Origin of the sequence: Streptomyces lanatus, from assembly GCF_014655715.1 — a bacterium.
Classification (GTDB): Bacteria; Actinomycetota; Actinomycetes; order Streptomycetales; family Streptomycetaceae; genus Streptomyces; species Streptomyces lanatus.
Map to the genome: position 1 here is coordinate 157,260 of NZ_BNBM01000004.1, position 14,235 is coordinate 171,494.

Here is a 14,235-nt window from a genome sequence, read left to right on the forward strand (position 1 = left end):
GTGGGGTTCAGGTCAGCCGCTCAGCCAGGCCGCGAGCCGGGCTTCGCACTCCCGCAACTGGCCGACGGGCACGTACTCCCCGACGGTGTGCGCGAGGGTCGGGTCGCCGGGGCCGTAGTTGAGCGCGGGCGTGCCGAGCGCGGCGAAGCGGGCGACATCGGTCCAGCCCAGCTTGGGGCGGGCGGTCGCCCCCAGGGCCTCGACGAGCGAGGCGACCGGGCCCTGTCCGAGCCCGGGCAGGGCTCCCGGCACGACCTCGGTGACCTCGACGTCGTACTCGGGGAAGAGCCCGCGCAGATACGCCTCGGCCTGTCCGGCCGAACGGCTGGGCGCGAAGCGCAGGTTGACCGTGATGACACAGGTGTCGGGAACGACGTTCTCGGCGATGCCTGCACGGACGGCGACCGCGCTCAGCCCTTCGCGGTACTCCAGGCCGTCGATGACGATCCGCTCGGCGGTGTGCTCGTCGAGGCGCTGGAGCATGGCGGCGGCCCGGTGCGCGGCGTTGACACCCTTCCAGGAGCGGGCGGTGTGCGCGCGCTCGCCGCGCACCGTGATGTCCGCGTTCAGGACTCCCTGGCAGCCCGCCTCGACACCCCCGTCGGACGGCTCCATGAGGATCGCGAGGTCCGCGTCGAGCAGGTCGGGGCGTTCGGCGGCGATGCGGTTCAGGCCGTTGCGGTCGCCGGAGACCTCCTCGCACTCGTAGAAGACGTACGTGACGTCGCGTACCGGTGCGGTGAGGGTGGCCGCGAGCCGCAGGGCGACGGCGACTCCGCCCTTCATATCGCACGCCCCTAGCCCGTGAAGCAGCTCTCCGTCCAGCCGGGACGGCAGGTTCCCGGCGGCCGGCACGGTGTCCAGGTGACCGGCGATGACGACGCGCTCGGCGCGCCCCAGGTCGGTGCGGGCCACGACGGAGTTGGCGATGCGCTCGACGGTCAGGTGAGCGCGGCCGCGCAGGGCGGACTCCACGGCGTCCGCGAGGGCGGCCTCGCCTCCGCTCTCGGAGGGCGTGTCCACCAGGGCCCGGGTGAGATCCACGAGGTCGCCGGTCGGAGTCAGCGGGACCATACGACGGCCTCCTCCTGCTCGGCGGGCCGGTTGAGCCGGGAGTGCTTGATGCCGTAGAGGGCGTAGATCGCGAACCCGACCGCCATCCACAGACCGAACGCGATCCAGGTGTCGGCGCCGAGCCCCCACATCACGTAGGCGCAGCACAGCACGCCCAGCACGCATGTCACCGGCGCGAGCGGTACCCGGAAGCTGCGCGGTGCCTCGGGGCTGCGCCGGCGCAGGATCAGTACGGCACAGTTGACGAGCGCGAACGCGAACAGGGTGCCGATGCTGGTGGCGTCGGCGAGCGCGCCCAGCGGCACCAGCGTGGCGAGCAGCGTGACGAACGCGGACACGATGACCGTGTTGGCGCGGGGCACCCCGGTCCTCGGGTGGACCGTGGCGAACAGCGGCGGCACGAGACCGTCGCGCGCCATCGAGAACAGGATGCGGGTCTGGCCGTACTGCACGGCGAGGACGACGCTCGTGGTGGCGACGACCGCGCCGATGGACAGCAGGACAGGCCACAGGTCGCCGCCGCCGACCGAGCGGACCAGCACCTCGCTGAGGGTCGCCTCGGTGCCGGCGAACTTCTGCCACGGCATCGCGCCGACCGCCGCGATCGCCACCGCGCAGTACAGCACGGTGATCAGCCCGAGGGAGAGGAGGATGGCGCGCGGCAGGTCGCGCTGCGGGTTCTTCGCCTCCTCACCGGCCGTCGAGGCGGCGTCGAAGCCGATGTACGAGAAGAACAACGAGGCGGCGCCCGCGCTGACGCCGGCCATGCCGAGCGGGAACAGTGGCTGGAAGTTCCCGGCGCGGAACGCCGTGAAGGCGACGGCGCAGAACAGCACCAGGGCGGTCACCTTCACCGTCACCATGATCGTGTTGACGACGGCGCTCTCGCGGGCCCCGCGCAGCAGCACGACCATGGCGAGTACGACGATCGCGGCGGCCGGAATGTTCAGTACGCCGCCCGCACCGGGCGGGGCGGCCAGCGACTCCGGCAGTGTCCAGCCGATGGTGAGTTCCAGCAGCTCATTGAGGTACTGGCCCCAGCCGACCGCTACGGCCGCGACCGAGACGCCGTACTCCAGCACCAGACACCAGCCGCAGACCCACGCGACGAGCTCGCCGAGCGTGGCGTAGGCATAGCTGTACGAGGACCCGGCGCCCGGGATCATGCCCGCCAGCTCGGCGTACGACAGGGCGGAGAACAGTGCCGTGATCCCGGCGAGCACGAAGGAGACCACGACGGCCGGACCCGCCTCGGGCACCGCCTGGCCGAGAACGACGAAGATCCCGGTGCCGAGGGTGGCGCCCACGCTCAGCAGCGTCAGCTGGGTGAGCCCCATCGTCCGCCGCAACGCACCACCTCGGGCCTCGGCAACCAGATCGGCAACGTCGCGCCGCCGCGTCAGCCTGCTCGCGCCCCTGACTTCCCCCGCGGATGTTCGAGGTCTCGTCCCCACAGTGTCCACGCGCCCACTCCTCTCACAGCACCCGTTCCGGACCTTGATGATGCGGAAGGGGGAGGTGGGGAGGGGTGTGCGTGATGGCCAAGACGGTGCGGGGTGGTTTGGCCTGCCGGCCAATGCGGAGATGAACTCGATTGCGAGCTCGGCGCCGACGGGCCAAGAGGCGGGGCGGGATCGCTCCAGGTGTCAGAGGCGAGAGCTGAGGTCGGCCGCATCACGACCACCATCAGCTGGAGACGTCATGCCGTCGGGGCACACGCAGCGGAACACCGTCCAGGACAAGCCGCCCGTACCCCGGCCGCTGGCTCCGCTGCCCGGCCCGGGGGTAGAGGAGCGTGGCTTCGCGCGCCGTGCCGATCAGCTCGGGAAAGACGGCCTCGACGTCGCTGTGGCCAGCCGACGAGCCCTGGCCGATGTGCGCCGAACCCGACCCCTACGAGCCACTCGCCGCTCCTGTCGCGCCGGAGCCGGCCGCGATGGTCCCGGTGCTGCAGCTGTACGCACGGGACGTGCCCGGCCTTGTCCTCCCTGCTGGCACCGACCTGCTACAGATCCTGTGGTGCCCGCTCGTTCATGAGGACGACCAATGCGCGGCCAACCCCCAACTCCGATGGCGCAGTACGGCACTGACAGCAGGCGCCACTGCCGGGCAACCGCCTCGCCCCCACGCCGCGGACGAGGACTACCTGCCTCGCCCGTGCACGGTTTCCCCCACTCCCGCTACGGAGTACCCGAACTGGGACCTGCCGCAGGGACTTGGCACGCTGCTCGGCGAGCGGTTCGAGACCCTCAAGGAGGAACGGGGCTACGACTACTTCGAGGTGGCCACCACCCAACAGAGCAAGGTCGGCGGCTACCCGGGCTGGACCCAGGAGCCCGACCGGCCCGACTGCGCAGGCTGCGGCAGCCGCATGGAACACCTGCTCAGCATCACCGCCACTGAACCGGGCATGGGCCGCTGGCTTCCCCTCGATGACCGGGACCCCGGCCAGGACGGCGCCACGACACCGTGCTGGATGGCGAGGGCCGATCCCGCCGCCCTCGACACATTCGGGCACGACATGGACCTGGGCGACCTCGGCGGCATGTGCTTCTTCATCTGCCGCAGCTGCCCCGACACCCCGTACACGCACCGCTATGAGAGATCAGAGCAGGCTGACCAAGACGGCACAATGATCGAAAACCGTGGAACTACCGGGAGCCATGCAGTGACACGCGACGACATTCCTCTCATACCAGACGTTCAGTGGCTGGAGGAGCGGCTGGGCGAGGGCACGCTCTGGCGGCCGAGCGAAGCCGACCTGCCTGCCGAGCTCACCGATGCAGGCAGCCGGGAATTCCTGATCACGGTGGGCTTTCCCACCGTCCACCTCGATGTCGTCGACCTCGACACGCGGCACCTTCGACACCCGAGTTGGAAGGAACCGCTCGACGCCGACGAGATCTACGGAGAGCGCTACCCCGACGACGACTCCCCGCCCGAGAACTTCGCCTTCACCGTGGCCACCCGCTACGACCAGCACCTGATGCTCGACGCGGCGGACGGCGGCATCACCCACTACGACCCCAACGGATGGGACCACGGCCGGGGTTGGAAGGGGATTGCCGCCAACGATCTCCCCACGCTGGCAGCGCTGCTCGGGTTGATCGGCGAGTCCAGCGCAACCTTGAGTTCGACCGACGACGCGCTACGCACGGCCGCCCTCACCGAAATGCGCGAGCGCATGATCGAAATGGAACCCTACGTCGACGACTGCCCGTTCTGGGCCGAAGTCTTCCAGCAACTGGCCTGATCACGGCGCTGGTGTCGGCCCCGTCTGGCGTCCAGCCGGTTCACACGCCCACCTCACTTACGAAGTAGGGACATGACCGTGGGGGGAAGGTGGCCGGTCCCCCCTCGCTGGCCAGGCGTGGCGGAGTTCAGGGTCGGTGCACCGCGGCTGTCGCGTCGGTGTTCAGCGTGTGGCTGCCGCAGCCGCCGTAAGGATGCGGTTCAGGACGGAGGCCGGGATCGCCGGGTTGGTGACCGCTGTGTTGGCCGTGTCGCGGTCGTGCAGCAGGCCGGACAGGACGCGGGCCGGTAGCCGGGGATTGCGTACCGCGGCGTTGCGGACATGGTCCGCCGGGTCGTTCAGCAACCGCACCGCGTCGGCCGGTGACACCCGGGGGTCCACGGCCGCGCGGCGGCGCACCTCGGCTTCGGGATCCCGGGCCAGGCGTGCGACATCGGCCGGTGTCGACTCCGGGTCGTCCAGGGCCAGGCGGCGCATCCGCCCGCTGGGGTCGGCGATGTAGCGCAACAGGCCCGCGCGGGGGAAGTTGGGGTGGCTGCGGGGCCGGCCGGGGTGGCTGAAGCTGCCGTCCCACCAGCGCCAGACCTCCAGCAGCATGTCGGCCGGCGCGTCCTCGCACGATTCCGCGAGAAACAGGTGGACCACCCGGTCCTCGTCCCGCGCCAGGCGCGTCACGACATCCGGCGGCAGGTGCCGGGCCCGGGCCACACTGCGGCGGACCAGCGGGTGGGACGACTCGGCGAGGCGGCGCAACGCGTCGGCGTCACCATGCAGGTCCTCGACCCAGCGCAGGGTGCGCGACATGGACTTCGGGTCGAAGTCATAGCGGACTGCGGCGCGTTGCTCCTCGGTGAGGTCGGAGCGCAGCGCCACTGCGGAGCGGATGTCGTCCTGCGGGTCCTCCGCGAGGACAGCGACGCCATCCCCGCTCAGGCCCGGGTTGGCGGCCAGCGCCAGACGTACCGCCGCGTCCCCGCCCCGGACCAGCTCCGCCTCCAACTCGGGTGTGAGGCAACACCGTTCCAGGGCCGGCCGCGGGTCGGGTAGGGCGGCGAAAACCTCGCGAGGCATGGGTACGCCGGTGTGGTGGGCGAGCCGCGCGGCCGTCCGCACGGCATGGTCCGCGTCGGCCAGCAGCAACTCCCGTAGCGGCGCGGCGAGTTCCTCCCACCGGCCACAGGCCGCCGTCCGCACCCGAGGATCGGCGTCGACCGCGAGGCCGGGGAGGTGTGGCGCGGGGATCCCCGGGAGTTCGGCGGCTTGCGCGCGGGACGGGCCGGTGAGGAGTTCGTCGTACAGGTCCTCGGGGAGTTCGACGCCCCAGACGCAGGCGTGCTCCGCCCAGAGCACGCGTCGATCGGGCGACGGCTCGGCGAGGACCACTTGTATCCACTGATCGGAGGTGAGCTTGGGCCGGAAAGTGTCGGCGGGCCTTGCCCGCACCCGCGCATCGGGGTGTGCCACGGCGGCGTCGAGGACGGCCGGCCGATCGCATCCGTGCAGGAAGCCCTCATCCACATCCAGCAGCCGGATCAGGAGTTCGTCGGTCGCGGCCGGATTGAGCCCGATCCCTTCCGCCCAGTGCAGAGGCCACGCCGGTCGGCCGGGCACCGTCGCCCACACCTCGGCGCGCTCGGCCTCGGTCTCGCGTCCGGCGGCAGCGGCGGCCTCGTCCAGCCGCTCCGGGAGTCGGTCGAAGGCCGTCACCCGAGGCCCGTCCACGCCCGGCACGTGCGCCAGCAACACCTGCCCGTCGAGGGAGAGCGCCACGAACCCGGGGACGTCCGTCAACTCCGGCACACCGCCGCTCCCGGTATGCCGGACCCGGGTCCACCAGGCGTCGTTGCCGCCGATCCGGTGTCTGAGGACGGCCACCAGGAACTCGCCGTCGACATCGCAAAGACGGCGCCACCACGCGGCATCGAGCGCTTCCCGGGCCGCGCCGTCCGGCGCCGCGATCCCCTGCGCGATCCGCCATCCGGCCTCCGGCGGGAACAGGCTGCCGGGGCGCACCTCCTCGACGACCGTGAGTCCGGCACGCGTGAGCAGGTCGTGGAGTTTCTCTCGGGGCTGCACGCGATCATGATCCTCGTCCGATCGCGGTGGGACAAGGCCCTCACTCGCACGACAGGTCATCGTCGTCGGCATGGTCAAGGGGCGGCGACAAGGCACCCCTCCTCGTCCTGCCGACCCTGCGGCTGGACGCCGTCGCGACCAGCCAGGTCTACCGCTTGTCCAACTTGGGCCCGATCCACCGCTGGCTCAAGTCCCGGTGAGCCCGAAATCATTCCTGCGCGTCGTCGGTCAGCAACTCCGGCGGTGCCTGAAGGTCATGGGCACGGAACAGGACGGCGTGCTCAACGCCCATCGCCTTGCCGCCCATCGCAGTGAATTGCGGGATGAAGTCGGCCGGGGCGGGGTGGTCGGGGAGCGCGGCCAGGTATGCGGCGTGCGCTTCCAGCGAGGCGACGCCGCGGCGCAGCGGCTCGCCCGTGACCTCGACGCCGTGCGTCGCGCCGGAGCCGGCGAGTCGGGGGACGATGAGCCAGCGCACGGAGTGCGGTTCGAGGTTCTCGTCGTCGACCTGCTCCGGGAAGACCCACCGGTTGCCCGCGTCGCGCACCGCGTCGAGCGTGGCGAGGCCGGCCGCGCGGTGGTCGGCCTGGTCGAAGCCGTAGGGCGTCTCGATGTCGTAACCGCCCCCGAGTACGACGTCGGGCTTGAACCGGCGGATCTCCCGGCAGATGTTCCGGCGCAGGTCGAGGCCGTAGACGAGCACGCCGTCCGGATGTTCGAGGACGGTCAGGTGCTCGACGCCGACGACGGCGCAGGCGGCCTGCTGCTCGGCGACGCGCAGGCGTGCCGTCTCCTCGGGAGGGTTCGGCATGCCCGCCTCGCCGCGGGTGAGCAGAAGGTAGCCGACCTCGATGCCGAGGGCGGTCCAGCGGGCCACGGCTGCGGAGGTGCCGTACTCCATGTCATCCGGGTGCGCGACGACACAGAGCACGCGCTGGAAGGACTTCTCGGGGAGGGCAGGCAATGTCATGTCGACCATCCTTCCGCGTGGCGGTGGTCGCCGTCCGTCGTTTTCGGGCGCTGATGCCTCGACCGGCGGGGCTGGGGCAGGGTGAACAGGCACGCCGGCAGGCCGCCAAGTACTCGGGCTGCGGGCCGGTGCCCCGGTTGAGGAAGTCGGAGAAAGCGGCACGATCGGCTGGTGGCAGTGGGCGGCGAGAGACGGTTTTCCGGCCCGATGTCGAGAACGAGGCGCCCGCTCCGTCCCAGGGACATGAGCGGCCACACGGGGCCGCGTGGCAGAGGAAGGAGACGATCATGGACCCCAGGCAGGTGCAGCAGGAGCTGGCCGACGCACACGAGCTGTTGAACCAGGCCTCCATGGCGCGGCTCGCGTACAACGGGCTCGACGGGTTGCCGCGTGTCGTCCCGATCGGCATCTTCTGGACCGGCGAGGAGATCGTCATGTCCACCGCGGCCACGGCGCCCAAGGTAGAGGCGCTGTCGGCCCGCCCCGAGGTCGCGCTGACCATCGACGCCGGCGACAGCCCGGGCTCGGCCAAGACGCTGTCCGTGCGCGGCGTGGTGCACCTGACCATCGTCGACGGGGTGGTGCCGGAGTACCTGGAGGCCGCGCGGAAGAACTTCGACGCCGAGTACGCGGCCGAGTTCGAGCGGAACTGCCGGGCCATGTACGACCGGATGGCGCGTATCGCGCTCGAGCCGCAGTGGGCGCGGTTCTACGACTTCGGTGCCGGCCGAGTGCCGCAGTTCCTCGCCGAACTTGCCAAGAAGATGGACTGACCAGCTCGCCTTGGACATGGCGCGCCGTGTCGGGCACAGGGAGTTGTCGGCGCATCGCTCGTCGTAGAGGGCACACCCGCGCCCGGTAGCCCTGGAAAGCTCTCACCTGGAGACGCCGCCAACGTCTGGAAGACCGAGCGGCCGCGTCGGGAACAGCCGGTCCGGCCGGCGCGGTTGCATCGATCGAGGGACCGGCGCCACCGGCGGGGAACACGGAGACCACAAGGTCGTCGCTCTGGCAGGATCCGGGTCCTCGGGGTCGCGGTAAGCCCGCCGCGCACTCGGACCAAGACGTATTTCTGCAGGAGGACTTTCTCATGACCGACCGGCCCTTGACGCTCATGGCAGTACACGCCCACCCCGACGACGAGGCCACCGGAACCGGAGGGGTCCTCGCGCGGTATGCGGCGGAAGGCATCCGTACGGTTCTCGTGACGTGTACCGACGGCAGTTGCGGTGATGGACCGGGGGGTGTCAAGCCGGGCGATCCCGGGCACGATCCGGCGGCGGTCGCACTGATGCGCCGTCAGGAACTCGAGGCGAGCTGTGGCGTCCTGAAGATCAGCGATCTGGAGATGCTGGACTATGCCGACTCCGGGATGATGGGCTGGCCGAGCAACGACGCCCCCGGATCCTTCTGGCAGACCCCCGTGGCGGAAGGCGCGGCCCGACTCGCGGAACTCATGCGGCACTACCGGCCCGATGTGGTCGTCACCTATGACGAGAACGGCTTCTACGGCCACCCCGACCACATCCAGGCCAACCGCATCACGATGGCGGCGCTGGAGATGACCGCGCTGAATCCGAAGGTGTACTGGACGACGATGCCCCGCTCGATGATGCAGCGGTTCGGTGAGACCATGCGCGAGTTCGGTGAGGACATGCCGGAGCCGGATCCTGCCGAGGCTGCCGCGCTGGCCGAGATCGGCCTCCCCGACGATGAGATCACCACGTGGGTGGACACCACCGCCTTCAGCGGTCAGAAGTTCGACGCGCTGGCCGCGCACGCCAGTCAGGGCGAGAACATCTTCTTCCTCAAGATGGGCAAGGAGCGCTTCGGCGAGCTGATGGGCATGGAGACCTTCGTACGTGTCCACGACGCCACCGGCGCGGCCGTACCCGAGAACGATCTCTTCGCCGGACTGCGCTGATCCACCCATCCGGAGCGGAACTCGGGGGAAGCTCATCGGCCGCACGGCGCGATCGAGCGCGTCACACACCCCGGAGACTCGTCCACGCGGGTTCCGCTCCGGCAGCCCGCGACCAGGTGGGCAGGCACTCGCCCGGCGGTCTGCTCCGATCAGGACAGACCGCCGAGGGAAGGACACAAAGCTGAGACTCCGCTGTCCGACAGGCCGTGGGATTCCGGAAGGAACTGCAGGTCACGCGAGTCTGGCGTCAGGGGGAACAAGCCTTCATGCCCTGGAAGCCGGCTCCCGGATGGGGCCGATCGTGGGTCCACTGCCTGCCGCCGTGGAAGGGTAGGCACCAGCTGTCAGGTGCCTTACTCCAAACGAACTTGCGATATATCTTGTCGTCGGCATCGTCGCAGTAGCCCTTCGCCCAGGCCGTGTCTCCCTTGATTCCGGCCAGGACAAAGCAACCATTGCCGGCGGATGCCGGGGGCGCGGTCGTCAGGCTCAGTCCGGCACTTGACAGCAGGACCGCGGCGGACATCAGACCGACCGCTTTGGCGCGTCGCGTACGTGGTTGCATGCTTCCCCCTTCATCGCCGCGCCAGTTCCGACAGCGCGTTCGTGTCTGCTCGACTGTGGCATGGGGTGGACGAGACGCGGCACCTATAACAATTCAGAGGGTCGGTACGTGCGTGAGACTTGGCTGGCGAAGCGCCTCTGCTCGCCAGGAACCCGCGCCTTCGACCCCGGTTTCGCCCGTCCGCGTTCAAACCCACTGGCCGCGTCGGTACGTGCGGCGGGAGGACCGCGGAGGCGGCGACTGCCTGCCCCGTCACGGCTGGGCAATGGCGCCCTGTCCGCCGCCAGTCGGGCCGAGTCGTTGAGCCATTCTCACCGAGTCACTACGTCAACTCCAGCAGACCCCGGCGGACCGCCTCGGAGACCGCCGCCGCCCTGTTGTCGACGCCGAGCTTGCGGTAGATGCGCACCAGGTGGGTCTTGACGGTCGCTTCGCTGAGGTAGAGGGAGCCGGCGATGGAGCGGTTGCTGTGACCGTCGGCCATCAGGCGCACGACCTCCCTCTCCCGGCTGGTCAAGTGCGCCCCGGGATCGTCCCGTTGGCCGACGAGGCCGCCGACGACCTCCGATGCGAGCCCCACCCCGCCCACCGCGGCGCTGCGTACGGCCCGGAAGAGATCCTCGGGCAGCCCGGCCTTGAGTACGTAGCCGCGAGCGCCGGCCTCCAGCGCGCGCACGACGTCGACGCGCCCGGAGAAACTGGTCAGCATCACCACCGGCACCCCCGGAGCCTCGGCGGCCAGCGCACGGACCGCCTCGACACCGTCGGCCACGCCGCTTCCGCGCGCGGCGCCCTCGAACCGCAGGTCCATCAGTACGACGTCCGGTGACAGAGCCACGGTGAGTCGCACGGCCTCCTGGGGGTCGGCCGACTCCGCGATCACTTCGAGGTCCGCCTCGCCCTCCAGCAGGGCCCGCAGCCCTGCTCGGACGACCGCGTGGTCGTCGGCGATCAGCAGCCGCAGCGAGGACGCCGTCATCGGACCGCCGCCGTGGAGCTCACAGGCCGGAGCGCACCGGCCCCCGGACGGGCAGGGACCGTGGCCCGGATCCGCGTGCCCTGCCGCGGGGCGCTGTCGACGACCAGATCACCGCCGTACTCCCGCAGCCGCGCCCGAGCCGCCGGCAGCCCGAATCCGCGATCTGCCCCGCCCGAGGGGCGTTCGTCGCCCACGCGGGCGAGGTCGAAGCCGACACCGTCGTCGCGTACGTCCAGTTCGACGCGGTCGGCTGTCTGATGCAGTGTTACGAGCAGGGTCGTCGCCCGAGCGTGCTCGCGCACATTGGCGAGCGTGCCCTGGGCCACCCGGAACAGGGTGATCGCGGCCTGTTCGTCCAGGTCGGGGCGGTGGGTGCCGACGGAGCGGAACCGCACGTCCGTAGCGGTGCCGTGCTCCTGCGCGCGCAGGCACAGCAGTTTCAGGGAGCCTTCCAGCCCTTCCTCCGCGACCACGGTAGGAGTGAGGTCCCGGATCATCCGCCGGGTTTCCGTGAGACCCGCGTCCAGCCCGTCGATGACCGCACGCAGCCGCGTACGCGCGACGTCCGGCCTCGCCTCCCAGTCCCGCTCGGCGGCCTGCAACAGCATCAGGCTGCCCGACAGGTCCTGGGCGAGCGTGTCGTGCAGATCCCGCGCGATGCGCCCGCGCTCCTCCAGCACGCCCGCCCGGCGCTGCTCCCGCGCCAGTACGTCACGTGTGTTCCGCAACTCCTCCACCAGGCGCTGGCGCTTCGCGGCATCCCGCCGCTGGGCCTGGTACAGGGCCACCGTGCCCCACACGGCCGCCACCGGGATCAGCACCATCTCGGCGTCGAAGCCGCCCGCGCTGCGGCTGAGCTGCCCGAACAGCACCAGAGTGATGGCCCCTACTGCGACCGTGGCCGCTCGGGCACCGAGGGCGCGAAGTGCCGCGCAGGCGAGGGGCACGGCGCACCACACGTACGCACCGGTCAGCGGCGGCGGAATGAGGAACACGAGGTACGCCCACTGCAGGACCAGCGCCACCACCCAGATGTGCCGGGCGAGCGGGCCCAGTCGACGTTCGAGTGCCAACCCTGCCGCGTACGTCCCGGCCAGCAGGGTGCCGACGGCCACGATGTCCCAGCACAGCTCGATGTTCAACCGGGTCAGCCGGACCAGCGCCGCCCCGACGACGAGGAAGAAGACAAGGTGTGTCAGGTGGTGCGGAGCCAGCCGGCGGCCCGGGCCGGGCGCCGGCGGCTGCGGGCGACGGGTGTCGGACACGGCAAACCCCCTGGAGGAATGATCCGTCGGGGTCGCCGAGTCTATCCGTCACCTGTATGGACGCGGTGAAGACGGGGTTGCCGGCCCGTCGAGCTGGGGAGTGCGGGCCGGCAACCCCGCCGCGGTTCAGGCTCCGGGGTGCAGTCCGAGCCAGCCGGGCGTGGGGGCGCCCTTGACCTCGCCGAAGTACAGGGCGAAGGTCTGCTTCCAGCGCTCGACCTCGGCGCGGTCGGCCATGAACTCCGGGAAGCCGTCCACATGGGCGTTCGGGTACTCCCAGAGCTGCTTCAGACCGGCCGGAGGAGCGATGTCGGTGCGCACCGACCAGCCGTTGAAGGAGTTCTTCTGCACCTCGGCGGACAGCTGCCAGTTGAGGTACAGCTTGGCGGCCGTCGGGTTCTGGGCCTGCTTGAGGGCGGCGGCGCGCTGGCCCCAGCCCATGAACGGGTGCCCGTCGGCGATCACGAACTTCGCGGGTGAGGAGGACGAGGGGACCGCTGAGCCCGCGGTGCCCACCCCGATCGCCTTCTGCCCGCCGAAAACCGCGTCGCCCGGCGAGTTGCTGCCCCGCGCGAACTGCACGTCCTGAGCGGCGAGCTTGGCCACCCACTCCCAGCCGTACTTCTGGACGTACAGGGAGTAGAGGTAGAGGACGGCGTCGTCGTCGTGCGGGTACGACGAGGCGATCCTCCCCTTCCACATCGGGTCGACCAGGTCGCGGGGGCTGCGCGGAGCGTCCGAGCCCACGGCGTCCGTGCCGTACAGGAAGCTGAACGCAATCGCCGCGACGGAGACCCAGGCACCCTGCGGGTCCCGGAACGACTTGTGCAGCTTCGAGAACCCGGCGGGCTTGTAGTGCAGCAGCCGGCCCTGCTGGTTCCAGCGGACGAAGTCCTGCAGGGTCTGCAGCTGTACGACGTCGGGGACGAGGGTGCCGGTCGCGAACTGGTTGTCGACACGGACGTCGTGGTACTTGCTGTAGTCCACGATCAGCGTCAGGTCGATGTCCGGGAAGCGGGCCTTGAAAGCCGCCTTGGTGCCGTCCTGCTGGGTGGCGGTGTCGCCGCCGCTGTAGACGACGAGTTTCCCGCCCTCCTTGAGAGCCGCCTGGTAGAGCTCGTCGAGCGAGCGGGTCTCCTCGCGCCCGGTGGAGAGCCGGGAGGCGGCGGCCGGAGCGGCCGCGGCGGAGTTCACGGTGGCGCCGAGCGCACCGAGGCCAAGGGCGGCGCCGGCCCCAGTGGTGAGGACACTTCGTCTGCTGAAGTAGCTGGACACGCTGAGGAGACCTCTCTGAGGGGGTGGCGTAAACGGCCCGGGCGCCATGGGCGTTCGCCATTCTGGTGCGGGCGAGCATGCGGCCGCGTCGTCCGTATGGATCGATGAGCCTTCGGACGGTGGAATCCGCGTTCAACCGAACGGTTGAACGCCGGCCAGGGCCCGCGCGCTCTACACCGGCGGTGGAGCAGTCGTGGGGCGAGCCACAAGGGTCGGGGAGAGCCTGACCTGGACCGACGTCTTGCCGCGGTCGGCGATCCACTCCAGCAGCAGACGGGCGGCGTTCCTGTCCGCGGCCTGCTCGGCCTTGAGACCGTGGCGTCCGTGAGCGGCGGCGCAGGTGGCACGCCGGGTAGGTCGCCGGGTGGTTGCCCGGGCGGCAGCGGTTCCGGGGTGCGTCGATGCTGTGGCTTGCGGGCGTGGAGCTACGCGGCGGCGTGATCGCCGGTTCGGCTGACCGGCGATCACACGCTATTCAGGGGCATCGTGTCCCCGAGCACCGGCAGCCGGTCAGGCCGCGGGCCGGTTGCGTGTCCGCTTCTCGTCCTCGTTGGTGATCTGCGGAAAGTCCGTGGTCGGATACGACGCCGCTCCGGCCGGTAGCACCGGGGAGCTCACGACGGCAACCGCACCGACCAGTACGGCGGCTGCCGTTGTTCGACGCAGTCTCGTTCGTGCGCTGCCGTTCTTGATTCTCATGAGATTCCCTCCCTGCTGACTGACCGCTGGACGCCGCGGCCGAGGAGGGCCGGAAGCCCGCAGCCAGGGCGCCGGCGGCGAGCACGGCGACGATGGGTTCCGTGCTGCTTGCCGCTTCGCCATGACGATGCTGCGGACGGCAGGAGACGGGGGGT

Annotated in this window: 11 protein-coding genes; 3 read left to right on the forward strand and 8 right to left on the reverse strand. The window is 70.5% G+C overall.

The window, feature by feature from the left end:
- Positions 1–12: 12 nt before the first annotated feature.
- Both dapE and IE325_RS12735 read right to left on the reverse strand, forming a co-directional pair.
- Positions 13–1,074: a succinyl-diaminopimelate desuccinylase gene (dapE, locus tag IE325_RS12730; RefSeq protein WP_190069941.1), complete on the reverse strand. Its 1,062-nt coding sequence runs from the start codon at positions 1,072–1,074 to the stop codon at positions 13–15.
- The gene (locus IE325_RS12735) at positions 1,062–2,537 is read right to left on the reverse strand and encodes an amino acid permease (protein WP_373315151.1); all 1,476 of its coding nucleotides are present in this window, start codon (positions 2,535–2,537) and stop codon (positions 1,062–1,064) included. The genes dapE and IE325_RS12735 overlap by 13 nt, the downstream gene beginning before the upstream one ends.
- Positions 2,538–2,869: 332 nt before the next feature.
- Between IE325_RS12735 and IE325_RS46060 the strand changes: the two genes are divergently transcribed.
- Positions 2,870–4,327, forward strand: a complete 1,458-nt coding sequence (locus IE325_RS46060; protein WP_229911795.1) for an SUKH-4 family immunity protein — start codon at positions 2,870–2,872, stop codon at positions 4,325–4,327.
- Between the two features lie 162 nt (positions 4,328–4,489).
- Here IE325_RS46060 and IE325_RS12745 read toward each other — a convergent pair whose 3' ends face one another.
- Both IE325_RS12745 and IE325_RS12750 read right to left on the reverse strand, forming a co-directional pair.
- Positions 4,490–6,403, reverse strand: coding sequence for a hypothetical protein (locus tag IE325_RS12745; protein ID WP_190069942.1), 1,914 nt, complete (start codon positions 6,401–6,403; stop codon positions 4,490–4,492).
- A gap of 208 nt (positions 6,404–6,611) precedes the next feature.
- Entirely contained in the window at positions 6,612–7,373 is a 762-nt protein-coding gene (locus tag IE325_RS12750; RefSeq protein ID WP_190069943.1) for a PIG-L deacetylase family protein, read from the reverse strand.
- Between the two features lie 287 nt (positions 7,374–7,660).
- On the opposite strand from IE325_RS12750, the gene IE325_RS12755 reads away from it, so the two are divergent.
- Together IE325_RS12755 and IE325_RS12760 are read left to right on the forward strand one after the other, a co-directional pair.
- Positions 7,661–8,146, forward strand: a complete 486-nt coding sequence (locus tag IE325_RS12755) for a pyridoxamine 5'-phosphate oxidase family protein (RefSeq protein WP_190069944.1) — start codon at positions 7,661–7,663, stop codon at positions 8,144–8,146.
- Positions 8,147–8,463: 317 nt separating this feature from the next.
- Positions 8,464–9,297, forward strand: a complete 834-nt coding sequence (locus IE325_RS12760; protein WP_190069945.1) for a PIG-L family deacetylase — start codon at positions 8,464–8,466, stop codon at positions 9,295–9,297.
- 887 nt (positions 9,298–10,184) lie between these two features.
- Here the strand turns inward: IE325_RS12760 and IE325_RS12765 are convergent.
- From IE325_RS12765 to IE325_RS12780, 4 genes are all read right to left on the reverse strand, one after another.
- On the reverse strand, positions 10,185–10,841 hold the full coding sequence (locus tag IE325_RS12765) for a response regulator (RefSeq protein ID WP_190069946.1): 657 nt from the start codon (positions 10,839–10,841) through the stop codon (positions 10,185–10,187).
- Positions 10,838–12,106, reverse strand: a complete 1,269-nt coding sequence (locus IE325_RS12770; RefSeq protein ID WP_190069947.1) for a sensor histidine kinase — start codon at positions 12,104–12,106, stop codon at positions 10,838–10,840. The genes IE325_RS12765 and IE325_RS12770 overlap by 4 nt, the downstream gene beginning before the upstream one ends.
- Positions 12,107–12,232: 126 nt before the next feature.
- Positions 12,233–13,381 (reverse strand): ABC transporter substrate-binding protein, encoded by a 1,149-nt coding sequence (locus IE325_RS12775; RefSeq protein ID WP_190069948.1) that lies wholly within the window; start codon positions 13,379–13,381, stop codon positions 12,233–12,235.
- A 510-nt stretch (positions 13,382–13,891) separates the two neighbouring features.
- Positions 13,892–14,080 (reverse strand): hypothetical protein, encoded by a 189-nt coding sequence (locus IE325_RS12780; protein WP_190069949.1) that lies wholly within the window; start codon positions 14,078–14,080, stop codon positions 13,892–13,894.
- Positions 14,081–14,235: the final 155 nt, after the last annotated feature.

Coding starts and splice junctions, on each gene's coding strand:
- dapE (WP_190069941.1), bottom strand. CDS start 1,074: ATGGTCCCGCTGACTCCGACCGGCGACCTCGTGGATCTCACCCGGGCC.
- IE325_RS12750 (WP_190069943.1), bottom strand. CDS start 7,373: ATGACATTGCCTGCCCTCCCCGAGAAGTCCTTCCAGCGCGTGCTCTGT.
- IE325_RS12755 (WP_190069944.1), top strand. CDS start 7,661: ATGGACCCCAGGCAGGTGCAGCAGGAGCTGGCCGACGCACACGAGCTG.
- IE325_RS12760 (WP_190069945.1), top strand. CDS start 8,464: ATGACCGACCGGCCCTTGACGCTCATGGCAGTACACGCCCACCCCGAC.
- IE325_RS12765 (WP_190069946.1), bottom strand. CDS start 10,841: ATGACGGCGTCCTCGCTGCGGCTGCTGATCGCCGACGACCACGCGGTC.
- IE325_RS12780 (WP_190069949.1), bottom strand. CDS start 14,080: ATGAGAATCAAGAACGGCAGCGCACGAACGAGACTGCGTCGAACAACG.